The following is a 25,732-nucleotide window of genomic DNA, read 5'->3' as shown; positions in this document are numbered from 1 at the left end:
GTTAATTTTTGTAATAATTTTTTAGGAGTCTCCGGAGAGGGCGCCTTTATATCGCCACTTTCAATCAGTGGTAGCAAAACTGCCGGGCATTCGATGTCCATTCACCGAAGCCGGTCGTCACCATGTTTGCGATAACCCGACACACGTAGCGCTTCTGTGCCGGATTGTTATTGGGCCCGGCATGATACCGCGCCACCGCCATTGCCCAGGTGTTGTGACGCTTCTTGAGTTCTACGAGAAACCGCGCGGCATAATCGACATTTCTGCGCGGGTCGAGCATCTCCGAGACGCTGCGAAAATGCTCCGCGTGGTAATAGTGATTGATCTGCATGCAGCCCAGGTCAATCAGCTTCGCGCCGTGTCGGCGTGCTGTTTCAAAGGCGGCTCTCGCCTCGTTGGTGCTGCTGGAAAAGACGGCCTTGCCCTCGACGTTGAGGGCATAGGGTTGGAGACTGCCTTTTACCCCGGTTTCCGCCAGTCCGACGGCATAGAGAATACCGGGCGGGATGCGGTATCTTTCGGATGCACGCAAGATTTCAGCTTCGCAGGGATTGGCGAGTGCCAGGGTGGAGGAGAGGAGCAGGCTAGATATACAGACTGCTGCGCGCCTGAGCATTTGCACTGTCCTCCTGCGAGCGTTCGCGTCCGGCTCCCCCCTGGTTCTGCTGCTTTCCCCCGGCGTTGCCGTCAGGTTGGCGCCCACCGTCATTACCGGCGGAGAACCCTCCGGTATCGCGGCCGGCAGATCCCGGAGTCGTTGCCGTTGGAGTGGGATTGCTCGTCTGCTGAATTGTCACCCGGTCGACCTCGTAGCCGAGCCCTCTGAGCGCGCGTGTCATCGCTTCACTATCAGCATTCAGCTTCTGCCGTGCTTCCGCGCTCTCAACACTTAACTCAACAATAAGTTGTTCTCCGGAAGCGCTTAGCTTGGCGGTGACCGCGCCCAATTCGACCGGGTGGAGTTGAATTTTAAGTGTGTGGAGTGTTTGCGAACCAGATCCTTGGCTCGAGGCTATCGCCTTAGCTGCCTCAGCTGCGGCTGTCCCGAAGCCGGGATCAGCCGTCAGTGCGTTAGTAACGGAGCTGCTTAAAGGGCTATTCGGTGGCAACGGCTGCGCTCCCACCGATGCCGCCGGCGCCGGCGTGGTTTGTGTCGTGATTACGCGGACGGGCTTTCTTCCGCTCTCAGAACCGTGGTTTTGCCGGTCAGGATTCTGCCCCTCGCGCTTGTCGCCCTGTTCGGAAAGGAAGGACTCGGCGCGTGCTTTGGACTGGGTTGCCGTCTGCTGTAAGCCGTGTTCGGTACCGGAGGAGCTCGTCTTCTGAATCTTGGCGGCAATCTCCGGCTCAGGTGCAGCTTGGCCCTGGCGGGTGAGCACCTCGCTCAGACCCGATTTCTCCTTTTTTACTGCGCTGACGTCCGTGTCCATCCGGGCCGTCGGAAGACGGTGGATATCGGTGGGGCGCGACGCCATCGATAGCGGTTCCGCCAGGTTGTCGGACGCTGCTTCGTGTTCATGTCCGTCTTCTTCCACGTTGTTCGGCTCTGAAATGCGCAGCTCGGATGTGGCCTCCACAACAACGGACGATTTTTCCTCTGTTCCTCCGTTTTGCCCTACCTGCCCCTCCGGGTCTTTCGGCGACATCGCGTGGTGATCCGTGTCCGCTTCCTCGTGATGCTCGGCCACCGTGATCTTCTCGAGAAGGTCGGCCAGCCGCCATCCACGCTGGTTCATTTCCTGCTCGAGCGCGTTTGCTTCGTCGTCCCTTGCCGGGGTCGTGGCATTTTCCCGCAAGACACTCTTGAAAGCCAACGGATCGGAAGGGCGGTCTTTGCCCGCTGGGTCAAGATTTCGGGTGTCGGCCGGGAATAGACGCCCGCCTGCTATAATTCCGTCCGTCATCTACCGTCCTCCTTCAGCAACGCGTCGACTGCGTCCAGTCGGCTTTGCGTCTCCGCCATGTAAGCTTCGCTGAAATATGTTGTATCGTCCTCAGGTCCGGACCCCGCTGCCCGGTTTGGCGGCTGCTTGCGTTCAGCAATCTCATCTGCCAAGACGACTTGAGCCGAGGGAGGAGCAATGATGCTTTCGGCTACTCGGCGCGCCGCCTCGAGCAGCTTCTTGTCCTCGGTGGAAAGCCGGCCGGGGTCGATCTCGCCCAAGGCTTGTCGTACGTCTTCTATATTGTTCGACTTAATGGAAGCGATGTTTGCATAAAGCACGGTTCGCGGGTCGTCGCCTGCTTCCGGTATTCTGGATGCATAGGTTGTCGCCTTCTCGGAAGCAAAGGCGAGCAGGTCATCATAGCCGTCGATCGCGCTTTGGCGCGCAATGCGCAAATAGATTGCAAAGGCTCGGTCGTCAGACATCATGTCCGCGACTTCCTCGATCAGGTGGAATTCGATCTCATCGTGCATGAGTGCGACGGCGGAAACAAAATCCTGAGCAAATTGGCTGGCGTAAGGTGAGTTCAGGAAGCGGCTTACATACTGTATCGTGGCCAGAGCGAAGCGCTCCGGATCGCGGATCCTTGCACTGAGCGCAATCGTGCGCCTTAGCGCGGCTTCCTCCACCAGTGTACCCGGACTTAGCAGGCGGGCCTGATCCAAGAGACGAAGAGCTTTCTCCGGGAGGTCCCCCGAAAGCAGGGACCCGGTTACCAGCGCGATCGGCGCTGCTATCTCCCTGTCGAGCGCGAAGGGATCGATTTGCGACAGTCTCGCCCGCGCCGCCCCGGTATTCCCTCGAACATAGTGAAGGATGCCTTGCGCCAGCGATTGCTGTTCGCCTTCCAGGTCGAGGTTTGAAAAGACCGTCTCCACCGTAGCCGGGTTGCCGCCACTGGCGCCATAGATCAGAAGAGCGTTGACGTTCTTCGTTTCCTGGAAACTCTCCGGTCCGGCGGCGCGAAGGCGCTCATCGATGATCTCCAAAAGCTCACGCTGCATGGGCATCGAGGCGTGATCGCCATTGGCGATCCGATCCTGTACGACCTGGAGCGAGCGCATCATTTGATAAGGCTCGAGGTCAGCGGTATGTGCAGGCGATAGCGCCAGCATCATCGCCGTTGAAAGAGCTGCCACGCCGAAGCGCCGCCATCTCATTGCGGCAACTCCAGAAGGATTTCGATACGGCGGTTGGCATCGTCCAGCGGATTGTCCGGTATCCTGAGCTTCCTGTCGGCAAAGCCCGCCACTTCAATAATGCGCTCTTCGTCCAAGCCGCCACGCGCGAGCATGTAATAGGCCGCGTGAGCGCGCGCGGTTGAAAGCCGCCAGTTATCATAATCGCCACTTGCGAATGGCCGGCCATCCGTATGGCCGTGAATGCGCAGGGCACCCGGGCGGTCGGCGAGGGCTTCCCCGATCTTCTCCATGGCGAGGACGAGCGTACGCTGCGGTACGGCGGAGCCGACGGCAAACATACCTTCCTGAAGATCGTCGGTAATGGAAATCAAAACGCCGTCCTGGCTGGACGTGACGCTGACCGCAGCGGCAAGGTTGTCACCTTGAAGAGCCTCGGAAAGAGCCGCGCGAATCTGATCGGCCTCTCTGGCGTGTTCAGGCCTAGCCGTTTCGCTTTCCGCAGGGGGGTCGGGTACTTGTTCCTGCGAAGTGGAAAGTGACGCCTGCTCTTCGGCCGTAGCGTCGGTGTTTGCCGAGGGCTCTTCCGGCCCGGAAGAATCCGGCAGCCGCGTATCGGCCGCGCTCGCGGGTTCCCCGCGCGCATCGTCAGGGTCGCCTTGTACGCCGATTTGAGGCTCCGCTACCTGCTGCGACCAGAAGTCGGGCGCAAAAGGATCCCGGTAAGCTTCACCGCCGGATGCACCGGAAGACGGGCCGGCGGTTTGCTCACCGCCTTCCCCCTTGGATGAAATATTTTGTCTGACGTCGGTTTCGGCTGCGATTTCGGCCAGAACCGCATAGGGATCGGAGAAGAAGTTGTCGTCCGAATAGACCGGGTCTTCGTTGATGTCTTCGGAGTCCCGGAGGCTGGCTGGGCCTCCAAGCCTGTAGCTTGCGCCTGATTGCGTATGGGTGGTTTGTTCCGCTTCCTCGGGCTCGGCGGCACTCTGGGGCCCGTAGCCCAAATCCTCCAGGCCCCTCTTGTTGGTATTGCGGTCTATCAGCTTCACCGGGTTGAAATAACTGGCAAGCGCGGTCCTCGTCTCTTCGCTGGCTGCATTGATGAGCCACATCACCAGAAAAAAGCACATCATTGCCGTCATGAAGTCGGCAAAGGCGATTTTCCACACGCCGCCGTGATGGCCTTCATCCTCATCATCGCCACCGCGACGGACGATGATGATTTCCGGTCCGCGTTCACTCTCGCCTGCCGCCATCAGGACAAGACCTCGGAAAGCGCCTCAGACCATTCGGTCAAGCGTGTTTCCAGTATGCTTTCGTCAATATGGATGGAGAGATCAAGACCTGGCGTCTCGACGAAATCCACCTGCGCCGAGCGTTCGCCAAGCATGGTGCGCAGCTGCTCGCACAGGAACCCCGTGCCGTATACGCTGATGCGCACCGCCTCCCGATCCGTCAGTGTCTCGGCGATGATTCGTGAAAGGTGCTCCACCGCGCGGTTCTGGAGCTCCTCGCTGAGTGTCACGCCAAGAATCCGCGCCACCAGTGCGCTGGTCAGATCGATGGTCTGCCGCTCCATCCCGGCGAAGCGTGCGGCAATCGTTTCGGCGGCATTCTTTCCGAGCTGTTCCTGGAGCTCTTCGATTTCCTGCTTGTGGCGCTGGCGTTCGGCAGAAAGTTTTTCCTCATACTCGTGCTGGAGGCGTTCTGCGACCTCCGCTTCCGCCTTGGCAACGGCATCGGCCGCTTTCCTTGCCTCCCTTTCGTCTGAACGAGATTGCGGCGCAGTTGCGGGAGAGGTGGCAGAAGGGCTCATTCCGGCATTGGGTCGGGCCGCAGGGGCTTTAGCGACTCCGAAATCGGGCAATGCGTCGGCGAGGGCGAGTGTGGGCATCAACCGGTGGCCTCCGCTTCAGCGCTTGCCCACTTGCGCAGGATATGGGCAGTGCGCTCTTCACTGAGATCGACCATGCGCGCGAGGCGGTCCTGTGGCGCAGGTTTTATCCGTAGGTTCTGCGGCGTTCCTTCGACTTCCTCGTAGGTGGGCACCATCCCGTCGCCCTCTTCGGTCGACGGGACTTGGCCGGTATGATTCGGCAGAGACGCTTGCCCGTTACTTTCAATGGCCGGCGTGTCCGCGTTTGCGGTACGGGTGAGGGCGGTGCCCAGAGGTTTGAGGCCGAACCAGGTTACAAGGAAGGCGACGAGAATAAAGGCAGCGGCATTGATCAGTGTTCCGGCATGCCTGTTCAGGGAGACCAGCATGCTCGACTCGGTGGTCGCGGCGCCTTCGAGATCCTGCATGAACTCGACCGCGGAAACCGTCAGCACGTCGCCCCGCGTTTCGTTAAAGCCGGTAGCGGAGGCGACAACACTGCGAATTTCGTCGATCCGGGCCTGCAACTGCTCCGGTGTCGGGTTCGCGCCCAGACTCGATGCAATGCGGGCCTCATTCACAACCACGGCCATGGACAGGCCGGTGACTTCGTAGCCGTTGCTTGTGGTGGATATCCGCTTTGTATTAAGTTCGTAGTTGGTCGTTTCCTCGCGCCGCTCGCTTTGCTCGGTGGAGCGGGGCATTTCGCCGACGTCGGCTCCTTCCTCAGGCAAGTTCTGTAGGACGGTTGCCGGGTTCGCGGCAGTTTCCTTTTCGGAGCTGTCGTTCGTCCTGACCACCTGAACGGAGCGGGCGACCTGCGACTCGGGATCGTAGATCACTTCCTCGACCTGGCGCGCGTCGGTGTTGACCCGCGCTTTCACGCTGGCGCGGAAATTGTCCGGACCAAGATAGGGCGCTAGTGTGCGGCGGATATTCTCCTCGATCTGACTTTCCACCGTGCGTTCGACGCCGATGGAACGCTGTGCGGTGTTGTTGGACGGATCGTCTCCGGATGCAAGCAAGGTCCCGGCGGAATCGAGCACGGTGACCTCTTCAGGATCCAGTCCGGGAACGGCGGCGGCGACGAGGTGGCGAATGGCGGATGCCTTCTCCGAAGCATCCATGCTGGAGCCGCGAATAACCACGGAGGCGGAGGGCGTCTGAGCCTCGCGGCGGAAGTTCCCACGCTCCGGCATGACAAGGTGCACGCGGGCAGCCTTGATGCCGCTCATGGAGCCGATCGTGCGGCTAATCTCGCCTTCGAGTGCACGGACCCGGGTGACCTCCTGCATGAAAGTGGTCAGGCCCAGGGAGCCGACATTGTCGAACAGTTCGTAGCCGGCATTGGTGCTTGAAGGGAGACCTTTTTCCGCGAGCAGCATGCGCGCCTGGGCGGTCTGACCGACCGGAACCTGAACGTTTGTGCCATCGGATCCAACATCGAAGTTGATTCCTGCCTCGGAGAGAACGAGGCCGATCTGGTTCACATCCGAGCGCTCCAGGCCGACATAGAGTGTTTCATAGGCCGGGCGGTTGAGATAGAGCGCGCCGACGGTAATCACACTTATCACCAGAGCCAGAACGCCGCCCATGATGGCGAGGCGCCGCGTTCCCAGACTTTTCAGGTTCTCGACAATGGCGTTAAGTTGTTCAGGCACGAAACACTCCCAGGCCAATGATGCGGCGCAGCCTAGGACGCGAAGCTTGTGCGAAAATGAAATGGGCCGCCCCGAAAGGCGGCCCTTTTGTCGGCTTTTATTATTGGCCGGGTCAGTCCCCGGCTCCCCTCCCTTAGCGGAACAGCGACAGAATGTTCTGAGCGTTGGAGTTGGCGATAGACAGCGCCTGAATGCCCAGCTGCTGCTGCGTCTGCAGGGCAGAAAGCCGCGTCGACTCCTCGTTCATATCCGCATCGACGAGCTGGCCAACACCACGGTCGATCGCGTCCATCAGCTTCTCGGTGAAGTCGTTCTGAAGATCGATCCGCGCCTTGGCGGCGCCGAGTGAAGATGCACCGGTTGCAACATCGCTGAGGGCGGTCTCAATCCCGGTCAGCATGTCGTTGAAGTCCGTGTCGTCCAATCCGGCTGTGGTGACGTCCAGTGTCATCACTGATGCAGTTGCGGCACCGGCGCCGGTGGTTGTGAATTCAGTGTCCAAAATGCCTGCATTGGCACCGCCGCTGTCAATCAGCCTCACATCGTCGAGCGTCACGCTGATTTGACCTGTGGTGACCGCGCCGGTGGAGTCGCGATTATAGGAGGAGATCACGCTGAACTCGGTCGCCGTACCGGTGGAGTCGGTCGTAAGAAGGCTGGTGCCGGCGTAGCTTGCACCGGCAGCCTCAGTGAGCTGTGCCTGCAGGGCCGTGATCTCACTCTGGATCTTGGTGCGATCCTCTTCGCTCGATGTCTTGGCGAGGAGAACTTTTTCCTTGATCTGGTCGACTACGTCCTTGGCCGAATCCATCGCCGTATAGGCGGTGTCGACCTTACCCGCGGCAAGACCGAGTGCATCCTGGACAACCGAGTTGGCCTTGTTGTCCGAACGCATGGTGGTGGCGATGGACCAGTAGGCAGCATTGTCGGAAGCCTCGTTCACACGCAGGCCGGTCGAGATGCGGTTCTGTGTGGTGGCGAGATCTTTGGAAATGGAATTGAGCGTCTGCAGCGCCGTCATAGCCGACGCATTGGTCATGATGCTTGCCATGGGAAATTGTCCCTTGAATTAAGAAATTGGAATGGGACATACCGGGCCGACCGGTATGACGGAGAGGCATCATGCCGTGAGTTGGTGCAACTCACTCCGCCATGCGATGCGGCCTTTATGGCGCTAAAATCCTACCAAAAAGATAAGGTCGCCGGAAAAGATCGATTGGTGCTCAGGCGAAGCTGCGGACCAGGCTGCCAACCAGCAGATTCCACCCATCGATGAGGACGAAGAAGAGAATCTTGAATGGTAGGGAAACGACGGTCGGCGGCAGCATCATCATGCCCATGGACATGGTGATGGTGGCGACGATGAGGTCGATCACCAGAAACGGCAGGACGATGAGAAAACCGATTTCGAAGCCGCGCCGGATTTCGGAAATGAGGAAGGCGGGCGCGAGGACGCGGAAATCCGCTACCTCGGCCGATGTCTCCAGAGTGCTCCGTTCGACAGCGAGGTCGACAAAAAGGTTGTAGTCCTGCTCGCGCACATTTTCCGCCATGAACCCACGAAACGGCTCGGAAATCCGTTCCGCGGCCGCGGCCTCGCTGATCTCGTTGTTCATCAGCGGCCGAATTCCATCGTTCCAGGCCTGATCGAAAGTTGGCGCCATGACATAAAAGGTCATGAAGAGCGACAGGCTGATGAGGATGAGATTGGCCGGGGTGGATGGTAGGCCCATGCCGGCGCGCAGAATGGCAAAAACGATGACGAAGCGCGTAAAGCTGGTCACCATGATGAGAATGCCAGGCGCGATGGAAAGAACCGTCAGGACTCCAAAGAGCTGGATAATGTAGCCGATTGTGGTTCCGTCCGCGTCGCCGGTCAGCGCGCCAAAATCGAGCGATTGCGCGCCGGCGGGCAGGCTCAGGAAAAGCAGTGCGGCGAGAGCGATGATTGCGCGTTTCATTCGTACAGAAATGTCGTGATGAGAACGTCGCTTACCTGGCCACCACTGCGGATTTTGGCCCGCTCGAGCAGGTCTGCCTTGAGGTTCTGAAAGCCGCTCGGCGTATCGATCTGCCTGAGCTTGAGCGTCCGCACGTAGGCGAAAAGATCCTGATGGATCTCGTGGGCAGGCGAGGACGAGGAATCTTCATTGAAGACGAGGGCCAGTTCCAGACGTACCCACACATCGTGCGGATCCGCCAGGCTGGTCATGATTGGCTCCAACGCCACCACGCGCGGAGAATCAGCAGTTGCGATTTCCGTCTGACCGGTCGCCTGCCCGTCGTTCCCCTCCGCTTCCGCCGCATCGGAAGCCGGTGTTCGGTTAGCCTGCAGGTAGCCGCCGGCGTACCAGCCGATCCCCGCTGCAATGGCGGTCACCACCAGCAGAGCCAAAAGCTGCACCAATGGTGACGGTCCTTTTTTCTTCGCTTCTTCTCCCGCGACCAGAGCCACTGCGGTTTGTCCTCTTCGGTTAAGCCAGGTCAGCTTCTAGAACGGCAACACCGTATCGAGAATCTGTTGCCCATAGGGCGGCTGCTGAACTTCCGTCAGGCGACCGCGGCCGCCATAGGAAATGCGTGCTTCGGCAATGCGCTCGTAGGAAATCGTGTTGTTCGGCCCGATATCGATCGGCCGGACGATGCCGGCGAGGGTGAGCACACGCAGCTCGGCATTGACGCGCACTTCCTGTGTTCCGGAGATCCGCATGTTGCCGTTCGGCAGCTTACCGGTCACTACAGCGGCCATTACGAGCTCGAGGTTTTCGGAACGTTCGGTGGAGCCGACCCCGACGGAGGAGGTGTCCGAGTCGATATCTCCTTCGGCGGATGCGGACGATCCGCTGCCACCGGCGGAAAAGGTCCCGAAAAGGCCGAGACTGCGCCCGGACTGGCGCGAGCGTTGCGACTCGTTCACGAAACGCGCCTCGTCGTTGAGTGCGATCCTGACCGTTAGAATATCACCGACGTTCAGCGCGCGTGGATCGGTGAAGAAGCGCCCTTTCCGGTCTTGCCATAGCGAATGCGGGCCGGGCGCATGCTGCGGCTCGCTGGGATAATGATACGCTGGAAGTGCAGTCGGAACCGCCCCGGCTCCGACGGGCGAAAGCGCTGGCGGTTTTCCAAGCTCGTCGAATGACGCACATCCCGAAAAGGCGAGCGAGCCGGCAAGCAGTACGCTAATGGCTACAAACTTCACGACGGATCCTCAGGACGAGCGGCGCTTGCAATAATTGTGGTCAGCATGGCCGCCGACTCGCTGTTCATTTCGTCCAGGATCACGCCTGCGTCACGCGGCTTGAGCTTCATCAGGATGGCGGCGGCGAGTTCCACTCGCACTTCTGCAAGGCGTTCGGCGGCTGCATCGGGCCGCATGCTGGCGTAAATCTCGACCAAGCCATTCGTGGCCTTGTCGAGGAACGCCTCACGACGGTCGAGCCAGATTTCGAATTCGGCCCGTTTGTCTTCAAGGGCGACGATACGGCCGTCCACCTCCTCGCGCAGCCGCGCGAGTTCCTGTTTCTGGAGTGCATACCGATGGTCACGCGCCTCATCTGCGATGTTCGTGCAGAAACGCTGCACCTCATCTCCTAGAGCGACCGTGTCAGGTTCGGCTGCCTGGGCAGTGATGCCGGGAAAAGCCAGCAGAGCTGCGACGAGTGCGGCCGGCAAAGCCTTGCTGGCGCCTGCGGGCATGACGGTTTGTGCAAACGCGAAGGTCTTCATGCATCGCTCCTATTGCAACACGAGCTCAGCCTGCAGCGCGCCGGCGGACTTGATGCCCTGAAGAATGGCAATGATGCCGCTGGGCTCCACGCCGAGCCGATTGAGGCCGGAAACAAGGGTTTGCAGATCCGGGCCGTCGAGAACGGCAACATTGGCTTCGGGCTCGTCGATCTCGATGTCTGTCAAAGGTTCGATCTCGGTTTCGCCCCAGGAAAAGGGTGCGGGCTGGACAACCCGGGGCATTTCGGTGACGCGGACCGTCAGCGCGCCGTGGCTGATGGCGACGCGTGAGATGCGAACATCGTTTCCGATGACGATGGTTCCAGTTCGTTCGTCGACCACAACGCGCGCCGGGGCATCCGCATTGACCGTCAGGTTCTCCAGCTCCGAATAAAAACGCGCGGCGGAGATGCCTTTCGGCTTGCGCACGGACACGGTGTTGGAGTCCTGTTCCGTCGCGAGCGGCGCACCGAAGCGCCGTCCCGTATAGGCATTGATCGCGTCGGTGATGCGTATGGCGGTGGTGAAATCCGGATTGCGCAGCTGCAGGGTGAGGACGAGGAGATCGTTCATGGCGCCGGGGACTTCCCGCTCGATAATTGCACCGTTCGGCACCCGGCCGGAGGTCGGGACGCCCCTCGTCACGGTTTCCGCTTGCCCCTGGGCTTCGAACCCGGAAACGATGACGGAGCCCTGAGCCACAGCGTATATGTCCCCATCGGCCGCGCGAAGCGGAGTCATGACAAGGGTACCGCCGGCGAGGGAGTCCGCGTCGCCCAAGGATGACACGCTCACATCGATGCGCGCGCCCGATTGGACAAAGGGCGGCAGATCGGCAGTAACAATCACCGCAGCGACGTTTTCCGCGCGTGTGCGGCCGCCTTCGGCGGCGACACCCAGGTTCTCCAGCATGGCGCGGATGGACTGTTCGGTGAAAGGCGAGTTGCGCAGACCATCGCCGGTTCCGTTCAGCCCGATGACGAGACCGTATCCAACGAGCTGGTTGTCCCGGGCGACCTGGAGTTCCGCGACATCCTTGATGCGCGAGCGACCAGCCATGCCTTCCGCATCCGCCGCTCCCGCCATAGCGGTGGCTGCCGCGGCAAGGAGCATCATTCCGAGGATAAGGCCCCGAACGATCATCGTGCACTCACCCGGACAGTTCCGTCCTGCATCACGATACCGGAGAAAGTGGTGCCGCTATCCATATTGCGCAGCTTCACCATGTCACCGGCCCCTGCGGATTGCTGTGGAACGGCGCGGGTCGAAATAATCAAACCATTGTCGGAGAAAACGGCGGTTACCTCGGTGCCGCGCTCTACCAGATGGGGCTCGCGGATCGACGAGAGCGAGATCATGCGGCCGGGCAGGAGCGTCCGTCGCGCCACCTTGCCGTCCAGCTGTTGCGGAGAACGTGCTAGATCAGGCGTATGGCGTTTGCGGCGATTCAAGATCATTTCCTTCAGAGCGCCGGCATAGATCGTCTCGCCCGGGTAGATGACTTGCGTGGGAACGACGACGCGTTCGTCTGCCTGCGCAGGCGCGGCGAGGAACGTGAGCCCCGCAACAAGCCCCGTCAGAATGGCTCGCCGTGGCAGCAAACGTTTCATCCTATCGCATGCCCTGGGTTACGGTGGCGGCCATCTCGTCGGCTGCAGTGATGACCTTGGAGTTCATTTCGTAAGCGCGCTGAGCCGAGATCAGCTCCGTGATCTCCTTCACCGGATCCACGTTGGAACCCTCCAGGTACTCCTGTTCTATGGTGGCGAAGCCGGGGTCGCCCGGCACGCCGACAGCTGCAGGACCCGAAGCCTCGGTCTCGCGGAACAGATTGCTTCCGATTGGTGCAAGGCCGGCCTCGTTTGCGAAACTGGCGAGTGTGAGCTGGCCAAGCTCCTCCAGGGCCTCCTGCCCGTCGATTTGCGCGAAGACCTGGCCCGATGCGTTTATGACAACATCCACCGCGTCTTCCGGGACGACGATATCGGGCACGACCGGATACCCGTCGGAGGTGACCAATTCGCCGTTTGCATTGGTGTTGAATGAACCGGCACGGGTGTAGAGGACTTCGCCATTGGCTCCCTCGATCTGGAACCAGCCGCGGCCAGCGAGGGCCAGATCCAGCTTGTTGCCGGTGTTCGTCAGCGGACCCTGCTGGTGCAGATTGCGTACGGCAGAAACCTTCGTTCCCAGGCCGATATTTGCGCCTTCGGGAACGATGTTCTGATTGGCGCGCTCGGGAACACCCTGCAGGCGTACCGTCTGGTACAGCAGGTCGGAAAATTCCGCGCGCGCCCGTTTGAAGCCGGTCGTGTTTATGTTTGCTATGTTGTTGGCGATCACTTCAAGGTTGAGCTGCTGCGCGCTCATGCCGGTGGCGGCGACGGATAAGGCTTTCATGCGTTGGTTCTCCTTCAGATCGCCATCCGGCTGATTTCCATGTACGCGGTGACGATCTTGTCCCGAATGGCAATCGCCGACTGGAGCGACTGTTCAGCGGTCATTACGGCGTCAACGACTTCGCGTGTGTTCGCCTCGCCCTGCAGCGCTTGAATGGAAAGATTTTCGGCATTCTCGAGCCGATTGACCGTGGTTGTGGCGAATTCAGCCACCATGGCGGAAAATGCATCACTGTCAGGGGCCGTGGGGCGAGATTGCGGGATTTCCTGCAAACCAGGAAGCCGTGTCAGATCGCCGATTCCGGTAATCATGCGCCGCTCCGTAAGAGATCGATGGTCATAGTAATGAGTTCCCGCGCCTGCTTGATCGACTGCAGGTTCGCCTCATAGCCGCGGTTCGCCTCCCGCATGTCAGCCATTTCCACCAGCATGTTGACGTTCGGCATTTTCACGTAACCGTTCTCGTCAGCTGCCTTGTGGCCCGGCTGGTATTCTAGGCGAAAGTCCGACAGGTCGCGCGCTATGGCGGCGATTTCGACGAGGCTGCCGCCGGAGGCGCGGTCGAGTTCAGCTTCGAAGCTGATCGTCTTCCGACGATAGGGATCACCGCCCGGGACATCACTGGTCGATTGTGCGTTCGCGAGGTTCTCCGACACAACGCGCATACGTGTCGATTGAGCGCCAAGCCCCGAAGCAGAAACCTTAAGTGCGGTGGTTAGTGCATCCATCGGGGTCAGCCTCTCGTCGTCGACATGATCATACGGTGAAACGCCTTCACAATCGCCGTGTTAAGCTCGAATCCTCTGCGAACCTCGCCGGATTTGGCAAGCTCATCCTCAAGCACGACGCTGTTTTCGGAGGGCAGAAGTTCCGGATTGTCCTGCTCCTCCAGGCCATACGAAGCTTCGGTCACACCGGTTTTCAGGTGACCGGGGTTTGTCGTTGCGATCTTCACCTGCGTGTTGTCCAGCACGTGCTCGAAAGGCTCGATGTCGAGCGCCCGGTAGCCGGGGGTGTTAATATTGGCAACGTTTCCGGCCGTCGTCGCCTGACGGGCTGAAAGCCAGTGTGCCTGCTGCGCAGCCAGATCGAACAGGTTAACAGGTTGCATTTCGACTCCCGCTAAACTCGATCTGCACGTTAGGGAAACAGTCTTGCGTGGGCCTTGCGTCCGGCGCGTTTTTCATCGTTTGCCGCGGCCGCTGCATCTCCTGACACAATCCCCTCCTATCGCGACAGGGCGATTTCCTTCTCATCGGAAGTGATGAGCACCCAGCTATCGCCCTGACGCTGGAGTTCCGAGACCCTGCTGCCATCGGGCAGGCGAGATCCGTGCTGAACGATCCAGAAACCGACATCGTCCTCGATCAGAGCCCGTCCATTCGCCACGTGGATCAGGCGGAATTCTGCGCGATTCCCGGGAAATGGCTGGTCCGGCACGTCTTCGGTGTCGGGTCTATCGGAAACGGTGCCCGTGGGGATGGGGTCGAGCTGCGGCATGCTTTTCAGCATGCTGGTGTGCTCAAGCAGGTTCTCGGGATCACGCCCGGGCGTTTCGTTCTGGCCGCCCGAAAAGGTCAATGGTCGGATACCGAACTGCTCCTGATTGAAAAATATGTACCAGGGAAACACGGCACATAGTCCGGCGAGCCCAAGTCCGCAGGCGGCGAAGAGCAGGTCACCGGCGCGCGGAGAGCGGAGGCGCGCGGCCGCATTGCGTGGTGTCGGTTTCACCACGTGGCGCTTTCGAGCCTGTTGCGGTTTATCCTCGACGGGCAGATCCTTCACCGGCGTCTTGTCCGGCATGACCAGATCCGCAAGCTCATCCGCCATGTTTGGACTCCCTGGCCTTCAATTGTGCCGCCAATTCGGCGAAAACGTCCGTCGAAGGTGGATCCTGCGGTGACTGCCGAAGCATTTCGTAGATGATCGGCACCTGCTTGACCGCGACGTCGAGGTCCGGATCGAGCCCGGCCTGATAACCGCCTAAAAGACGGATATCGCGCGTCTCCTCATAGCGCGCGATCATGGAGCGAAGCTGTTGTGCCAGGCGGCGCTTGTCGCCGCTCCATGCCCGGTCGGCCAAGCGTGAAATAGAGGACAGGGGATTGACCGGCGGGAAGCGGCCCTGTTCGGCGATCGCGCGGTCCAGCACGACGTGACCGTCGAGAATGCCGCGCACACAGTCGGCAACGGGATCGTTGTGATCGTCGCCATCCACCAGGACCGAAACAATAGCGGTGATCGAACCGAAGCCGTCCTCACCCGGTCCAGCACGTTCGAGAAGGTTCGGCAGATCCGTGAAGACCGATGCGGGGTAGCCGCGGGCGACGGGAGGTTCACCCGCGCCAATGGCGACCTCGCGGGACGCATGGGCGTATCGCGTAATGGAGTCGACGACCAGCAACACTTTATCGCCGCGGTCGCGAAAGCTTTCGGCCACGCGCGTGGCGGTGTCGGCGGCTCGCCTGCGCATCATGGCGCTTTCATCGCTGGTGGCGACAACGGCCACCGTTTTTTTCACGCCTTCGCTACCGAGGGTGTCCTCCAGAAATTCGCGTACCTCGCGGCCGCGCTCACCGACCATGGTAAGCACGACCGTGTCGAAAGCTTGGGCCCGGGCAAGCATTGCCAGCAGCGTGGATTTCCCGACACCGGATCCGGCAAAGATGCCTATACGCTGTCCGAAACAGAGCGGCGTGAACAGATCGATCGCACGGACGCCGGTGCTGAATGGCGATGCCACGCGTTGGCGGCGCAGCGCGGACGGCGTGCGCGGTGCGCCGGATGATGGCAAGGCAGGGCGGATAAGTGGGGGGCCGTCGTCGACCGGACGGGCAAGTGCGTCGATCACCCGCCCACGCCAGCTTGGGTGCGGGAGGATCCCGAGCGGTCCCGTCGTGAAGACCGGCTGGCCGAGCCCGGCTTCGGCGTTGCGCTCGAAGGGCGCGACCAGAATATCTTCAGACGAGATTCGTATCACCTCTCCAAGGTATCTTTTGCCATGCACCTTGTAAGAGACGATGTCGCCCATTCTCGCGTCGCCTGACATGCCACGCACGCGGAAATGGATGGGCATGACTTCGGATATCCGGCCACCATGCCTGATGATACGACGCGGATCGCGAAAGCGCAGATACACACTTTCAAGCGCTGTCAGAACATTCGGCCTTTCGTCCGAGCAGGCCGAACCCTCATTCTGCGCTGGCTTGTCTTCTGCCGCCTGCTCCATCAGGAGCCCATACTCCGGATGGCTTCGCGCAGCGTCTTGTCGCTATCGCTCATCAACGACGAAACTTTCTCGAATGCCCGCTGCACTTCGATGAGCCGCATCATTTCATGCATGGCGTTGACGTTGGAGTTTTCGAGAAACCCTTGGGCGACACCGATATCAGGCCGGTCGACAAGGGGTTCCGGTTGGATGTTCGGCAGGAACCCGGAGTTGCCGTACCTTTGCGCATCAGGTCCGGGCTCGAAGGCGAACAGGCCGATAGCACCGATAAGCTGTCCATCCTGCCGCAGGATTCCGTCAGCCCCTGCTTCGATGGGTCCGCCCTGCGGATTGAGAATTAGCGGCGCGCCTCCGGGATCGAGCACGGGATGGCCTTCCAGGGTAACGAGCTCACCATTGTTGAGCATCGTAAAGCGGCCGTCGCGTGTCATCATCGGCCCCGCCGGGGTTTCCACCGCGAACCAGGCATCGCCCTGAACGGCAAAATCCAGCGGACTGCCGGTCTCTTCCAGCGCTCCGGATTGCGTATTGAACCTGGTGTCGCCAGCCGAGACAAAGCTTATGGAGTCTTCACCGATCCCGGTCATCACATCGTCGAAGGTGACGCCGGCGGCGCGAAAGCCCACCGTTCCGGCATTGGCGACATTGTCCGCGATTGTGGTCAAGCGCCGCTCCAGGGCCATCTGGGAGGAGAGAGCTACGTAAAGTCCGGTCTGCATCGGCCTATTTCTTCATTTGTGCGATGGTGACGAGCACGTCGGTCGAAATGCCGAACTCGGCCGGCTTGGTGAACAAGGCGGCGATGGAGTTCTGCTGGTTATTCGAAGGATTGTTCATTTCCCACATGGCGGTGAAACGCTTGAGGAATTCGTCGACCTTTTCGGGGTCTTTGAAGTCCTCCAAGTCGATCTGTGATTTGAAAAGCTCCACCTGCTTGTCGATGTCGGATTGGGCGAGGGTCTCGGGGTAGCCAAGGGCCGTCCGCACGACCTGGGACAGCGCCGGGTCGGCAAGGACTTCATAAAAGGATTCGATGTCCTCTGCCTTGCGCTGGAAATAGAGCGCCAGGCGCACGCCTTCATTCTGCTGACCGGCGTCCTCCTCAAGTGTCTGCCGGAGATACTTGTGGGTCACCTCGGTCGTCGCGCTGTAGAAGCCGGTAACTTCCGCGCCGTATGTAGCGAAGTTGAACGTTTCGACAAAATCCTGATACCGCTTGTCCGTCAGCTTGTTGACGAAGCTGTCCCTGTCTTCGACACCCCCTTCCAGTGCCTTGACCATGAAGGCCTTGGCGTAGGCCATGTCCTCCAGCCCATGCGCCTTCATCGCGTAGCGGAACAGGCGATCGTCGTTGACGAACTCCTCGATGCTTTTCACATTGCCGATGTTTTCGAGGTAGTACTCGGTTTCCCGACTGACCATCGGCTGCGCTTCGATGCGGTCGATCGAGCGCTTGAGGTCGCCCGTTATCATCTGAAAGCTTGTGTACGTATTGATCACACCGGGCCCCCGCCAGTTTTGACGGGTGCACGCTATCGCCGTTGGCTTGCGCGAGGCTTTCCTGACTTGAAGCAGCCGCTTCAAGCCTCGCGCAAGGCAGGGACGCTACTCAAGGGGCGAAGTTCGAGAAGAAGGTAGATTCGTGGGCATTCTCATAGGACTTATTGTCACCTTCGGCTGCGTGATTGGCGGCTACATGGCCATGGGCGGTCATGTGAACGTGCTCGTTCAGCCTTGGGAAGTCGTCATCATCTGTGGCGCGGCTCTCGGCACCTTTCTCGTCGCCAATCCAATGGCGACAGTGAGGGATACCGGCAAAGCCTGCCTGGAAGCATTTCGGCATCAGGTCCCGAAGAATGCGGATTACCTGGAAACGCTTGGTGTGCTGCACAGTCTCATGCGGGAACTGCGGACGAAATCCCGCAGCGAGGTGGAAGTGCATATCGACAATCCCGAAGAGTCCGCCATTTTCCAGTCGTTCCCGTCGGTCCTGAAAAACCGGGATCTGACGTATTTCATTTGTGACTATTGCCGCATCATCATCATCGGTAATGCGCGTCCCTTCGAAATCGAAGCGCTGATGGACGAAGAGATCCAGACGATCCGGCGCGATAAGCTTAAGCCATACCATGCGCTGCAAACCGTGGCGGACGGTCTGCCCGCACTGGGTATCGTGGCGGCGGTGCTCGGCGTCATCAAGGCCATGGGCGCACTCGATCAATCCCCCGAAATCCTGGGGGCTCTCGTGGGAGCCGCGCTGGTCGGAACGTTTCTCGGAATTTTCCTGTCCTACGCCGTGGTGGGGCCGATCGCTGCCAAGATCAAGATAGTGCGAGACAAGAAGAATCGTCTTTACGTCATCGTGAAGCAGACCTTGCTCGCCTACATGAACGGTTCGATGCCGCAGGTGGCGCTCGAATTCGGGCGCAAAACAATCTCCGCCTATGACCGGCCCTCCATCGATGCTGTTGAAGAGAGCACGTTAAGCCTCAATCCCGCCGGCGCGAACGCCGGAAAACAGGCGGCATGAGGCAAGCCGATGACCATTGAGGCTGAAGATCAGGAACAGCGCGGGCTCGTCATCGAGCGCCTCACCGGTGCGACCGGTGACCCGCGCAAGGTGGTTGAGGCCGCGCGCTCGGTCGCGTTCAGAGCCTTGCCGCTCCTGTCCGATGCCTTCAGCGAGGCCAGCTCCGCGCCTTTGCTGATCGACGTTGCCGACGTGGATATTGCGCGTCTGGCCGAGGTCAGACCTGAAAGCGATTCGTACGAAGTCCTTGTCGTGGTACCGGCCGGGATCTCACGCGATGCGCTTTCGATGCGGCTCGATCCATCCGCTATTTCTCTTCTGGTCCATGCGCTTTTCGGTGGCGATCCCGACATTCCGACACCGCCGCTCGACCGCCAGCCTTCGTATATCGAGCGGGACGTAGCGGCAGTGGTCTTCGAACATTTCGCCAAGGCGCTGAACGGCTCCGGCGCGCGCGCGCTGGGCCTTCGGTTGCCTGTCACAGGCGTGCTGTCAGGTCCGAGGGAATTCAAGCGCATGGTCGTGCGAGATGGGCCCGGCGTGCGCATAATGTTCTCGCTTACAATGGGCGAGAACACCGGTTACCTGACAGCCTGGATGCCGCAGCGCGTTCTGCTTGAAACCCGCGCGTCGACGGATCCGGCCGACGATGGACCCGGCGCAGCGGAGTGGCAACATCGCTTCAACAATGAGGTTCTCCGTTCAACGGTGACCCTGACGGCGACTATGCCTTTGCGCAAAATGCCGCTGGCCGCATTGGCCGACTTGAAAGAAGGGCAGGTGCTGGAGCTCAACGAGAACGCGCGCTCCAACGCCCGCATCACAGTGCGCAACAACACCATTTTCACCGGCGAGTTCGGAAGGTTGGGCGAGAACTATACGGTTCGCATCAAGGCTCCGTCCGATGCTCGGCAAGAAGTCATAGACGGTCTGCTGGGTGAGTGAACACCCCACCGGTGTGCAAAAAGGGAGAGTTCGATGGGCAAGTCCGATCCGGCCAAAGAGATCGAACAGGACGATGGGCATCTCGATGAGGCGATTGAGGAACTGCGCGAAGTCCTCCATGAAGAGCCTGAAACCGGCCCGGTGACCGCCGGAGAGAATTCCGAGTTGGTCATGGGGATCCCGGTCGAAGTGCAGATCGTGCTGGGAAGCGCGGAGATGCCCGTTTCCGAGCTAATGGCATTGCGTAAGGGATCGACCGTTTCTCTGGACCGCCGCGTGGGGGAGCCTGTCGATATCGTGGTCAATGGCCGGCGGATTGCGCGTGGCGAGATCACGCTCCTGCAGGATGATCCCAACCGCTTCGGCGTGCGCCTGACCGAGATCAGCAAAGCGGCAGCCCAATGAACACGGCGCCTGATAACACGCTGTTGCGCGGGACGGGTGGAGACGGCCAATGAGTTCGTCGGTGACATTGACGCCGGCACAGAAGGCGGCGGCCATTCTGGTCGCCATGGGCAAACCCGCGGCGGGACGGCTCCTCAAGTTCTTTAAGCAGGATGAACTGAAAGCGCTCATAGAGGCAGCGCGGCTTTTGCGGACAATCCCGCAAGCCGAACTGGAAAAAGTGGTCGAAGAGTTCGAACACGAGTTCACCGAAGGGGCAGGACTGCTCGACTCGGCGGACAGCATGGACACGATTCTCTCCGAGTCGCTGTCTCCGGAAGAGATCAATATTCTCATGGGCCGGGGCAGTCCGAAGCCGGTCAGCATGGAAGAGGTCTGGAGCAGTCTGGAAAAGGTCGGACCCGAGCGGCTGGCGCAATTGCTCGAACGGGAACATTCCCAGACCGTTGCCGTCATCCTCGCAAGTCTGGCGCCCACGGTCGCAGCGAAGACAATCTCCCTTCTGGAGAAGACCAGACGCGGCGAAATTATGCGGCGCATGGCGTCGATGGGGCAGATCACGCCGGCGGTACGTTCGCTGATCGAGAAGCGCATTGCCGATATTCTGCATGCTGAGGCCAGCGGAAAGGATGCATCTGCGGGCCAGGCGCGTGTGGCCCGGATCCTGAGCGAGTTGGAAAAGCCCGACATGGATGCGCTGATGCAGGAGCTTGAAGAAGCTGGCTCCGAGGACGTCGACGCGATTCGCTCCCGTGTGTTCGCGTTTGACGATGTCGTTCACCTCACGCAGAAGGCGCGTGTGGCGCTATTCGATGGGATGCCCACCGATGTCGTTACGCTGGCGCTGCGCAATGCACCCAGGGAGTTGAGCGAGGCGGTTCTGTCTTCGTTGGGCGTGCGCTCGCGCCGAATGATCGAGTCGGAACTCGAAGTGCCTGCGGACGATATCCAAAACGAGGATATCGTAAACGCCCGGCGCCGCATCGCTCTGTCGGCAGTGGAACTGGCGCAGAAAGGCGTGCTGGAGCTGCCCTCTGCCATGTCCGCTCAATAATGCCTCGTCTTCATGGCGGATAAACCGGACAAGGAAAGCAAGACCGAGGAACCGACTGAGAAAAAGGTTCGTGACTCGGTCGAGAAGGGGCAACTGCCCTTCTCCAAAGAAGCGCCCGTGCTGGCATCCTTTCTGGCGATTCTAACCTTCGTGCTCTTTTTTGCGCGTGACCGGGCGGGCCAACTGGGTGATTTCCTGTCTATCTTCATTGAGCGTGCCGATGGGTGGTCACTTGCAACACAGGCCGATGTGATCGCGCTCTACCGTATCGTCTTCATGGAGATCGTGAAGGTTGTCGGCATTGTGATGGTGCTTTTGATGGCAGCCGGCCTCAGCGCGTCGGTCCTGCAGAACATGCCGCGCTTTGTGCCGGAGCGGATCCGACCGAAAGCGTCACGCATATCGCCGGTGCAGGGCTGGTCGCGCCTTTTTGGGCCGCGTGGTCTGGTGGAGTTTGCGAAATCGCTCGGCAAACTCCTGGTCGTCGGCGGCTTCATAGCTCTCGCCCTGCGAACGGCCGATGCACGGCTGCTGGCCGGGATGTTCACGCACCCGCTTGCCTTTACAATAACGATCCGAGACATCGCGCTTGAGATCGTCGTTGTCGTCACAGCAGTGATGCTGATCATCGCAGTGGCCGATATTCTCTGGTCGCGGTTCAATTGGTGGCAAGACCTGCGCATGACGCGCCAGGAGGTCAAAGACGAGCTGAAGCAGGTCGAAGGCGATCCGATGGTGAAAGCGCGGCTGCGCTCGATGGCACGTGAGCGCTCGCGACAACGCATGATTTCCTCGGTGCCGAAGGCAACGCTGGTGATTGCCAATCCAACACACTTCGCCATCGCCATGCGTTACCGACGCGATGAAGATGCCGCCCCGGTTGTCGTGGCAAAAGGCAAGGACCTCGTCGCACTTCGCATCCGCGATATCGCGCGCGAGAACAATGTGCCCATCTTTGAAGAGCCGACGCTCGCGCGCTCCATGTACGATCAAGTTTCGCTGGATAGTATGATCCCGCCTCAATTCTATAAGGCTGTCGCCGAGCTCGTCCGGCGCGTCTATGGGGCCGGGGAGGAAAAAACGACAGCCAGGGTCAGGTGAGATGGATCGGCAGCCTTATTCAGCCGCACGGGAGGCCATCGTGGCCAATGCCATTCAGGAGGTCGCGGATGAGCTCAGGCTCATCGATCTGGCCGATTATGTGGCCTTCATCCGTTTGGACAGCATGGCAAGTATTGCCGATATCGTGGAATCGGCGGCCGAACTCTATTATTTGCCGGGTACGCTACGGCTCGGCTATGGATGCGAGGCGTATGTCACATGGACCGGAAAACCACGTATCGTGCTGGACCTGGAGTTGCGGCCGAAGGGAGCGACGGTCTATTTCTCGCTATCGCTTAGTGCGCATCATGCCGGCGTTGAGGTGAGCTACATCACTTTTGATGTGCCTTCGGACGATCCTCAAGCCAATTCCGCCTTCCTCACATCGGTGCTGGAAAAGGCTCGTATCCGGAAAAGCCGCCGCGCTGCTTGAACGTTGGTTCCCCGTGCGGAGAAATATCTGGCAGGACAGACGGTGCATACAGGGCGCCGACCATCCTGAATGCCAGTTTGCAGCCGTAATATCAGTCAATCAGTCCTTCACGTAACGCCTTGGCGACCGCGTGAATGCGATTGGTCGCGTTCAGCTTCTGTGCGGCGTTGGCCAGGTACTGATTGGCTGTGTGTACCGATAGGCCAAGCTCCTCGGCGATATCGTCGCTCGTGAGCCCGTTGGCCGTGAGCTTCAGGCATTGCAATTCGCGCCGCGACATGGCGGGCAGGGCGGATTCCTCGCGTTCTGGTGTCACTTCGGGCAACTTGCTGAAAAGCGCATGGCACCCGGCATGGATTCCCAACAATGCATCTTCATCGAGCCGCATGCGTGTGCCTGTGAAGATCGCAACGCCCAGTCCGGCCTCGCCGGCGGCGATCGGTAAGGCCAGTCCGGCAGGGCCGGTCTGGCGCAAGTGAATGCGTCTCACCCAGCGGCTTGCGGCCAGGCTTTTGCTTAGATCACCGTGGGCTGTGTCCCACCACAAAGGACACATCGAGGATATGACATTATCGACAAAGTCGTCCGGCAAACCTTCGGGCAGGGGGGACGGAGTGTTTACCCGGGCGCCACGCAAGACCGGAACCAGCAGGCGCTTCCGGCCACGAACGCGAAAAAGGTGGAACTCATCCGCCCCGCATCGTTCGGCCAGATGCCGGAAGCGCGGCACGAAAGTGTCGGCGGAACCGTCCGCGGATGGTTCGGGATTTATGAACTCCGGTGTGCCCAACGCCTCTACAACCTCATATCAGGTTGCGCCGAATGGCTGCTGCGATCGCCATAGCCCGATTCTTGGCCTTGAGTTTATGGATTGCGTGGGCGATCTGGCTGTTCACCATGTTGGTGGAGACGTTCAGGATAAGCGCCACCTCGTCGGTTGTCTTGCCATGCGAAACCCAGGAAAGACAGTCTATTTCGTTGGCGTTAAGCGGATTCTCAGACTGCTCGCTCCCCGCAGGAATGAGTTGGGAGAGTGCATAGCAGCAGGTCATCTGGGCGCGGCTGAGCTTGGATTTATCGACCGCGCCCGGCTTTCCGGCCGAAAGCAGAAGGTGGCGCGGCTTATGCGTCGGCAATGCCAACACAAACACTTCCTGATGACCGTAGTAGGCCAATGCGGCGATTTCGTCGCGCTCCGTCAATGCCGACAGCGCCAGCGGATGGTAGCCACGAATTTCCTGACCGGGCCAGGTGAGCGCGGAACTCCTGGCCAGTTGGGAGATGTTGGGAAGCCCTACCTCGGCAACTGCATCATAGATCCAGTTGGAAGACAGAATGCAGCCGCTCGCGTCCAAGAGAAGGTAGTCATTCGCTCCCAGTTCGCGCGTCTGGCGCGCCAGAAAGGCCGAAAGCTCTCTCGCGGGCTCGGTGCCTATCGGCTCCGCTGTTTTCCTCCGCTCGCGAGTCTCCGTATCCATCTTCTGCCTTTTCCACCCGGCTTTTAAAAGCCGCCGGGACGTTTTCAGTCCCCAAGTTCGCAAAACCGAACCATGTAGACGAGCCCAGCGGTCCGCGTGACGCTATTGGATACGCTCAACTTTATTGTGACAGCGCACGCCCGTTCCAGTCCAAAACGAAAGAAGAACGCGGTGCAATTTACACCTTTGGTATCCGTCCCCTTTTTTTGAGGAAGGATAAGCGGATGGCGCGATTCGTCAAGAAATCGATTAATGAGGTTAACAATTCTTGAGGATCCAATGGGGCCCGAGGCCACCGGCCTCGGGATGAAAACCATGCGCTGATCCGCTTTAGAGGGTAGCTCTCCTGCCGGGTTCTGCCGCAGAAACCTTGGGCTCTTCTATGGAAGATTCCAGCTTTTAGACATATCAGGCCGTCTGTTTCGTCCGCCAGCTTTCGGCATAGGTCTCGCGTGCGTCCCGTGAATACGGCTCCGGCGCTACCTTAACCCGAATTTCGAGCTGCTTGTGCGGCTCGACCGTCGTCTTGCTCGTGCCGCCGTCTTCCTCGCCCCAGACAAGGGTGAGCACGTCGCCGGTCTGGACATCGGGGTCTACGGTTGCCAGCGAGAGCATTGAGCTGAGACTGTCCTCCCTTGGGGTGCTTTTGACTTGATGGTCGCGGCGCGGCCGCGCGGTTAATGGCGCTGTTCTTCCGCCCAGCGGGCGCTGCGTGCCGGGTCTCCAAATGTGAAAAAATGCACGCCGGTCATGCCCAGCGACGGATTGTCTTCCTGGGCCCGGGCGACTTCGCCGAGCAAATCGTCGGGTGTCTCTCCCGAAAGCACATTTCTTGCCACCTTGCCGCGCTCACGCAGCACGCGCAGGGAAGCGCCGACGCCGCACCGCAGCGCGTATTTGATCAACTTGCCACGATCCGCCGGGCCTGCAACCCCGATACGCAGGGGCGTCTCGATCCCGGCTTCGCGCAGCGCACCCGCGAATTCGACGATCGCCTTCGGATCGAAAAGGAACTGGCTGACCAATAGCGTCTCAAGCTCAGCCTTGGCAGCGGCGCCGAGCTTGTCGCGCAACGCAGCCCATAAGACATCGTCCGCGATGCGGGGATGGCCTTCCGGGTAACAGGCGATGGCAATGCGGCGAATTCCGTGCTTCTCCAGCAGTCCGGTCTGGATAATCTGAAGTGCAGAATCGAACTCGCCCGCGGGCTGATCGCGGTCACCGCCCAGGATCAACGCCCGCTCGACGCCCGCCTTGTTCACGAGCCCGGCAATCATATCGTCGAGATCCTGCCGGGTGGCGATGTTGCGTGCCACGATATGCGGCACTGGAGTCAGCCCTGCATCGCGCAGGCTCGCCGCCGCGTTGATCAGAACATCCGCACTTTCATTGGGAAGATTGGCAACGAAGACTTCCGCCCCGGGCTGGAGGATTTTCTTGACGTCGTCCAGGGACCGGCTGTCCCGTGCGGTCACTTCGACCGAATAGGTCTGAAGAAGGTTAGCCAGCGCTACCCGGCCCTCATTCGCCCGCTCTTGAACCATGCCCATGGGACCTCCTCACACGTGATCGTCCGATCACGCCCACTGCATTCTATCAGTATACAATCTGCACGCGGACATGAATGCTGTCAACGTAATTTCCATGAGGAAGGGATATCGGTTACAGCGCCTCGCCATGGCTTCCTAAGTCGCGTCGTCTTCGTGCGCAGAGCACCGCAGCAGGCGCTGTTCCGGCTGCTTTTCTGCGGGTCGCCGCCGCTTGCACTACTCACTTCCAACGCGTCGAAACAGGACGCGGTTCC

The 25,732-nt window shown here is 60.0% G+C and carries 30 protein-coding genes and 1 pseudogene; 6 read left to right on the top strand and 25 right to left on the bottom strand.

All coding sequences use genetic code 11. The features are described 5' to 3' along the window. Positions 1-64: 64 nt before the first annotated feature. From LY631_RS12625 to LY631_RS12525, 21 genes are all read right to left on the bottom strand, one after another. The gene (locus tag LY631_RS12625) at positions 65-616 is read right to left on the bottom strand and encodes a transglycosylase SLT domain-containing protein (RefSeq protein ID WP_274425775.1); all 552 of its coding nucleotides are present in this window, start codon (positions 614-616) and stop codon (positions 65-67) included. Next, a complete protein-coding gene (gene fliK / locus LY631_RS12620; RefSeq protein ID WP_274425774.1) occupies positions 585-1,904 on the bottom strand; it encodes a flagellar hook-length control protein FliK in 1,320 nt (439 codons plus the stop codon). The genes LY631_RS12625 and fliK overlap by 32 nt, the downstream gene beginning before the upstream one ends. Continuing rightward, positions 1,901-3,106, bottom strand: a complete 1,206-nt coding sequence (locus LY631_RS12615) for a chemotaxis protein (protein WP_274425772.1) — start codon at positions 3,104-3,106, stop codon at positions 1,901-1,903. Before LY631_RS12615 ends, fliK begins: the two co-directional genes overlap by 4 nt. Continuing rightward, a complete protein-coding gene (locus tag LY631_RS12610; protein ID WP_274425770.1) occupies positions 3,103-4,344 on the bottom strand; it encodes a MotB family protein in 1,242 nt (413 codons plus the stop codon). The genes LY631_RS12615 and LY631_RS12610 overlap by 4 nt, the downstream gene beginning before the upstream one ends. Beyond that, positions 4,344-4,982 (bottom strand): hypothetical protein, encoded by a 639-nt coding sequence (locus LY631_RS12605; RefSeq protein WP_274425769.1) that lies wholly within the window; start codon positions 4,980-4,982, stop codon positions 4,344-4,346. The genes LY631_RS12610 and LY631_RS12605 overlap by 1 nt, the downstream gene beginning before the upstream one ends. After that, positions 4,982-6,625, bottom strand: coding sequence for a flagellar basal-body MS-ring/collar protein FliF (gene fliF / locus LY631_RS12600; protein ID WP_274425768.1), 1,644 nt, complete (start codon positions 6,623-6,625; stop codon positions 4,982-4,984). Before fliF ends, LY631_RS12605 begins: the two co-directional genes overlap by 1 nt. Positions 6,626-6,758: 133 nt before the next feature. Beyond that, positions 6,759-7,676: a flagellin N-terminal helical domain-containing protein gene (locus LY631_RS12595; RefSeq protein ID WP_274425767.1), complete on the bottom strand. Its 918-nt coding sequence runs from the start codon at positions 7,674-7,676 to the stop codon at positions 6,759-6,761. 172 nt (positions 7,677-7,848) lie between these two features. Next, the gene (fliP, locus tag LY631_RS12590) at positions 7,849-8,586 is read right to left on the bottom strand and encodes a flagellar type III secretion system pore protein FliP (protein ID WP_274425766.1); all 738 of its coding nucleotides are present in this window, start codon (positions 8,584-8,586) and stop codon (positions 7,849-7,851) included. Then, on the bottom strand, positions 8,583-9,080 hold the full coding sequence (locus LY631_RS12585) for a flagellar basal body-associated FliL family protein (protein WP_274425765.1): 498 nt from the start codon (positions 9,078-9,080) through the stop codon (positions 8,583-8,585). The genes fliP and LY631_RS12585 overlap by 4 nt, the downstream gene beginning before the upstream one ends. Before the next feature lie 36 nt (positions 9,081-9,116). Beyond that, positions 9,117-9,824 (bottom strand): flagellar basal body L-ring protein FlgH, encoded by a 708-nt coding sequence (gene flgH / locus LY631_RS12580; RefSeq protein WP_274425764.1) that lies wholly within the window; start codon positions 9,822-9,824, stop codon positions 9,117-9,119. Continuing rightward, entirely contained in the window at positions 9,821-10,351 is a 531-nt protein-coding gene (locus tag LY631_RS12575; protein WP_274425763.1) for a MotE family protein, read from the bottom strand. Before LY631_RS12575 ends, flgH begins: the two co-directional genes overlap by 4 nt. 9 nt (positions 10,352-10,360) lie before the next feature. Then, entirely contained in the window at positions 10,361-11,437 is a 1,077-nt protein-coding gene (locus LY631_RS12570; RefSeq protein WP_274425894.1) for a flagellar basal body P-ring protein FlgI, read from the bottom strand. A 53-nt stretch (positions 11,438-11,490) separates the two neighbouring features. Next, positions 11,491-11,961, bottom strand: a complete 471-nt coding sequence (gene flgA, locus LY631_RS12565) for a flagellar basal body P-ring formation chaperone FlgA (protein WP_274425762.1) — start codon at positions 11,959-11,961, stop codon at positions 11,491-11,493. 1 nt (position 11,962) lies between these two features. After that, entirely contained in the window at positions 11,963-12,751 is a 789-nt protein-coding gene (gene flgG, locus LY631_RS12560; RefSeq protein WP_274425761.1) for a flagellar basal-body rod protein FlgG, read from the bottom strand. A 14-nt stretch (positions 12,752-12,765) separates the two neighbouring features. After that, positions 12,766-13,062, bottom strand: coding sequence for a flagellar hook-basal body complex protein FliE (locus tag LY631_RS12555; protein WP_274425760.1), 297 nt, complete (start codon positions 13,060-13,062; stop codon positions 12,766-12,768). Beyond that, positions 13,059-13,478, bottom strand: coding sequence for a flagellar basal body rod protein FlgC (flgC, locus tag LY631_RS12550; RefSeq protein WP_274425759.1), 420 nt, complete (start codon positions 13,476-13,478; stop codon positions 13,059-13,061). The genes LY631_RS12555 and flgC overlap by 4 nt, the downstream gene beginning before the upstream one ends. Positions 13,479-13,483: 5 nt before the next feature. Continuing rightward, positions 13,484-13,861, bottom strand: a complete 378-nt coding sequence (gene flgB, locus LY631_RS12545) for a flagellar basal body rod protein FlgB (RefSeq protein WP_274425758.1) — start codon at positions 13,859-13,861, stop codon at positions 13,484-13,486. 116 nt (positions 13,862-13,977) lie between these two features. Further along, complete coding sequence (locus tag LY631_RS12540; RefSeq protein ID WP_274425757.1) at positions 13,978-14,583, bottom strand: hypothetical protein; 606 nt, start codon at positions 14,581-14,583, stop codon at positions 13,978-13,980. After that, a complete protein-coding gene (gene fliI, locus LY631_RS12535) occupies positions 14,573-15,982 on the bottom strand; it encodes a flagellar protein export ATPase FliI (protein WP_274425756.1) in 1,410 nt (469 codons plus the stop codon). The genes LY631_RS12540 and fliI overlap by 11 nt, the downstream gene beginning before the upstream one ends. Further along, positions 15,982-16,701 carry a flagellar basal-body rod protein FlgF gene (gene flgF / locus LY631_RS12530; protein WP_274425755.1) on the bottom strand — a complete coding sequence of 240 codons (720 nt, stop codon included), beginning with the start codon at positions 16,699-16,701 and terminating at the stop codon, positions 15,982-15,984. The genes fliI and flgF overlap by 1 nt, the downstream gene beginning before the upstream one ends. Before the next feature lie 4 nt (positions 16,702-16,705). Then, positions 16,706-17,482 carry a DUF1217 domain-containing protein gene (locus LY631_RS12525; RefSeq protein ID WP_274425754.1) on the bottom strand — a complete coding sequence of 259 codons (777 nt, stop codon included), beginning with the start codon at positions 17,480-17,482 and terminating at the stop codon, positions 16,706-16,708. Positions 17,483-17,624: 142 nt separating this feature from the next. Here LY631_RS12525 and motA point away from each other — a divergent pair, with 142 nt between their 5' ends. From motA to LY631_RS12495, 6 genes are read left to right on the top strand one after another with little or no spacing between them, the layout of a single operon-like run. Then, positions 17,625-18,512 (top strand): flagellar motor stator protein MotA, encoded by an 888-nt coding sequence (gene motA, locus LY631_RS12520; protein ID WP_274425753.1) that lies wholly within the window; start codon positions 17,625-17,627, stop codon positions 18,510-18,512. Positions 18,513-18,521: 9 nt separating this feature from the next. Continuing rightward, positions 18,522-19,457, top strand: a complete 936-nt coding sequence (locus LY631_RS12515) for a FliM/FliN family flagellar motor switch protein (RefSeq protein ID WP_274425751.1) — start codon at positions 18,522-18,524, stop codon at positions 19,455-19,457. Between the two features lie 33 nt (positions 19,458-19,490). After that, positions 19,491-19,862: a flagellar motor switch protein FliN gene (gene fliN, locus LY631_RS12510; RefSeq protein ID WP_274425750.1), complete on the top strand. Its 372-nt coding sequence runs from the start codon at positions 19,491-19,493 to the stop codon at positions 19,860-19,862. A gap of 49 nt (positions 19,863-19,911) precedes the next feature. Continuing rightward, the gene (locus tag LY631_RS12505) at positions 19,912-20,916 is read left to right on the top strand and encodes a flagellar motor switch protein FliG (RefSeq protein ID WP_274425749.1); all 1,005 of its coding nucleotides are present in this window, start codon (positions 19,912-19,914) and stop codon (positions 20,914-20,916) included. A 12-nt stretch (positions 20,917-20,928) separates the two neighbouring features. After that, positions 20,929-22,017 (top strand): flagellar biosynthesis protein FlhB, encoded by a 1,089-nt coding sequence (gene flhB / locus LY631_RS12500; protein ID WP_274425747.1) that lies wholly within the window; start codon positions 20,929-20,931, stop codon positions 22,015-22,017. A gap of 1 nt (position 22,018) precedes the next feature. After that, positions 22,019-22,450, top strand: coding sequence for a hypothetical protein (locus tag LY631_RS12495; RefSeq protein ID WP_274425746.1), 432 nt, complete (start codon positions 22,019-22,021; stop codon positions 22,448-22,450). Between the two features lie 91 nt (positions 22,451-22,541). On the opposite strand, the gene LY631_RS12490 is transcribed toward LY631_RS12495, so the two are convergent. The 4 genes and pseudogenes from LY631_RS12490 to LY631_RS12475 form a co-directional block, all read right to left on the bottom strand. Then, the gene (locus tag LY631_RS12490; RefSeq protein ID WP_274425745.1) at positions 22,542-22,925 is read right to left on the bottom strand and encodes a helix-turn-helix transcriptional regulator; all 384 of its coding nucleotides are present in this window, start codon (positions 22,923-22,925) and stop codon (positions 22,542-22,544) included. Positions 22,926-23,253: 328 nt separating this feature from the next. Further along, positions 23,254-23,928, bottom strand: coding sequence for a helix-turn-helix transcriptional regulator (locus LY631_RS12485; RefSeq protein WP_274425744.1), 675 nt, complete (start codon positions 23,926-23,928; stop codon positions 23,254-23,256). A 408-nt stretch (positions 23,929-24,336) separates the two neighbouring features. Beyond that, a pseudogene (locus LY631_RS12480) lies at positions 24,337-24,546 on the bottom strand (aminomethyl transferase family protein); the annotation flags it as partial. A 59-nt stretch (positions 24,547-24,605) separates the two neighbouring features. Next, complete coding sequence (locus LY631_RS12475) at positions 24,606-25,478, bottom strand: methylenetetrahydrofolate reductase (RefSeq protein WP_274425743.1); 873 nt, start codon at positions 25,476-25,478, stop codon at positions 24,606-24,608. Positions 25,479-25,732: the final 254 nt, after the last annotated feature.

The sequence above is a fragment of the Chelativorans sp. YIM 93263 genome (genome assembly GCF_028767125.1).
In the GTDB taxonomy this organism is placed as follows: domain Bacteria; phylum Pseudomonadota; class Alphaproteobacteria; order Rhizobiales; family Rhizobiaceae; genus Chelativorans.
The sequence above is the reverse complement of the archived record's forward strand: the minus strand, read 5'-3'. Positions and strand labels throughout refer to the sequence as shown.

What these genes read in the sequence shown, in the direction of transcription:
- fliK (WP_274425774.1), bottom strand. Translation starts at nt 1,904, where the DNA reads ATGACGGACGGAATTATAGCAGGCGGGCGTCTATTCCCGGCCGACACC.
- fliP (WP_274425766.1), bottom strand. Translation starts at nt 8,586, where the DNA reads ATGAAACGCGCAATCATCGCTCTCGCCGCACTGCTTTTCCTGAGCCTG.
- LY631_RS12505 (WP_274425749.1), top strand. Translation starts at nt 19,912, where the DNA reads ATGAGTTCGTCGGTGACATTGACGCCGGCACAGAAGGCGGCGGCCATT.
- flgG (WP_274425761.1), bottom strand. Translation starts at nt 12,751, where the DNA reads ATGAAAGCCTTATCCGTCGCCGCCACCGGCATGAGCGCGCAGCAGCTC.
- flgB (WP_274425758.1), bottom strand. Translation starts at nt 13,861, where the DNA reads ATGCAACCTGTTAACCTGTTCGATCTGGCTGCGCAGCAGGCACACTGG.
- LY631_RS12475 (WP_274425743.1), bottom strand. Translation starts at nt 25,478, where the DNA reads ATGGGCATGGTTCAAGAGCGGGCGAATGAGGGCCGGGTAGCGCTGGCT.
- flgF (WP_274425755.1), bottom strand. Translation starts at nt 16,701, where the DNA reads ATGCAGACCGGACTTTACGTAGCTCTCTCCTCCCAGATGGCCCTGGAG.
- LY631_RS12515 (WP_274425751.1), top strand. Translation starts at nt 18,522, where the DNA reads ATGACCATTGAGGCTGAAGATCAGGAACAGCGCGGGCTCGTCATCGAG.
- flgA (WP_274425762.1), bottom strand. Translation starts at nt 11,961, where the DNA reads ATGAAACGTTTGCTGCCACGGCGAGCCATTCTGACGGGGCTTGTTGCG.
- LY631_RS12605 (WP_274425769.1), bottom strand. Translation starts at nt 4,982, where the DNA reads ATGCCCACACTCGCCCTCGCCGACGCATTGCCCGATTTCGGAGTCGCT.
- LY631_RS12570 (WP_274425894.1), bottom strand. Translation starts at nt 11,437, where the DNA reads ATGGCGGGAGCGGCGGATGCGGAAGGCATGGCTGGTCGCTCGCGCATC.
- LY631_RS12595 (WP_274425767.1), bottom strand. Translation starts at nt 7,676, where the DNA reads ATGGCAAGCATCATGACCAATGCGTCGGCTATGACGGCGCTGCAGACG.
- LY631_RS12540 (WP_274425757.1), bottom strand. Translation starts at nt 14,583, where the DNA reads ATGGCGGATGAGCTTGCGGATCTGGTCATGCCGGACAAGACGCCGGTG.
- LY631_RS12615 (WP_274425772.1), bottom strand. Translation starts at nt 3,106, where the DNA reads ATGAGATGGCGGCGCTTCGGCGTGGCAGCTCTTTCAACGGCGATGATG.
- LY631_RS12575 (WP_274425763.1), bottom strand. Translation starts at nt 10,351, where the DNA reads ATGAAGACCTTCGCGTTTGCACAAACCGTCATGCCCGCAGGCGCCAGC.
- LY631_RS12625 (WP_274425775.1), bottom strand. Translation starts at nt 616, where the DNA reads ATGCTCAGGCGCGCAGCAGTCTGTATATCTAGCCTGCTCCTCTCCTCC.
- flhB (WP_274425747.1), top strand. Translation starts at nt 20,929, where the DNA reads ATGGCGGATAAACCGGACAAGGAAAGCAAGACCGAGGAACCGACTGAG.
- LY631_RS12495 (WP_274425746.1), top strand. Translation starts at nt 22,019, where the DNA reads ATGGATCGGCAGCCTTATTCAGCCGCACGGGAGGCCATCGTGGCCAAT.
- flgC (WP_274425759.1), bottom strand. Translation starts at nt 13,478, where the DNA reads ATGGATGCACTAACCACCGCACTTAAGGTTTCTGCTTCGGGGCTTGGC.
- fliN (WP_274425750.1), top strand. Translation starts at nt 19,491, where the DNA reads ATGGGCAAGTCCGATCCGGCCAAAGAGATCGAACAGGACGATGGGCAT.
- LY631_RS12555 (WP_274425760.1), bottom strand. Translation starts at nt 13,062, where the DNA reads ATGATTACCGGAATCGGCGATCTGACACGGCTTCCTGGTTTGCAGGAA.
- LY631_RS12610 (WP_274425770.1), bottom strand. Translation starts at nt 4,344, where the DNA reads ATGGCGGCAGGCGAGAGTGAACGCGGACCGGAAATCATCATCGTCCGT.
- fliI (WP_274425756.1), bottom strand. Translation starts at nt 15,982, where the DNA reads ATGGAGCAGGCGGCAGAAGACAAGCCAGCGCAGAATGAGGGTTCGGCC.
- LY631_RS12485 (WP_274425744.1), bottom strand. Translation starts at nt 23,928, where the DNA reads ATGGATACGGAGACTCGCGAGCGGAGGAAAACAGCGGAGCCGATAGGC.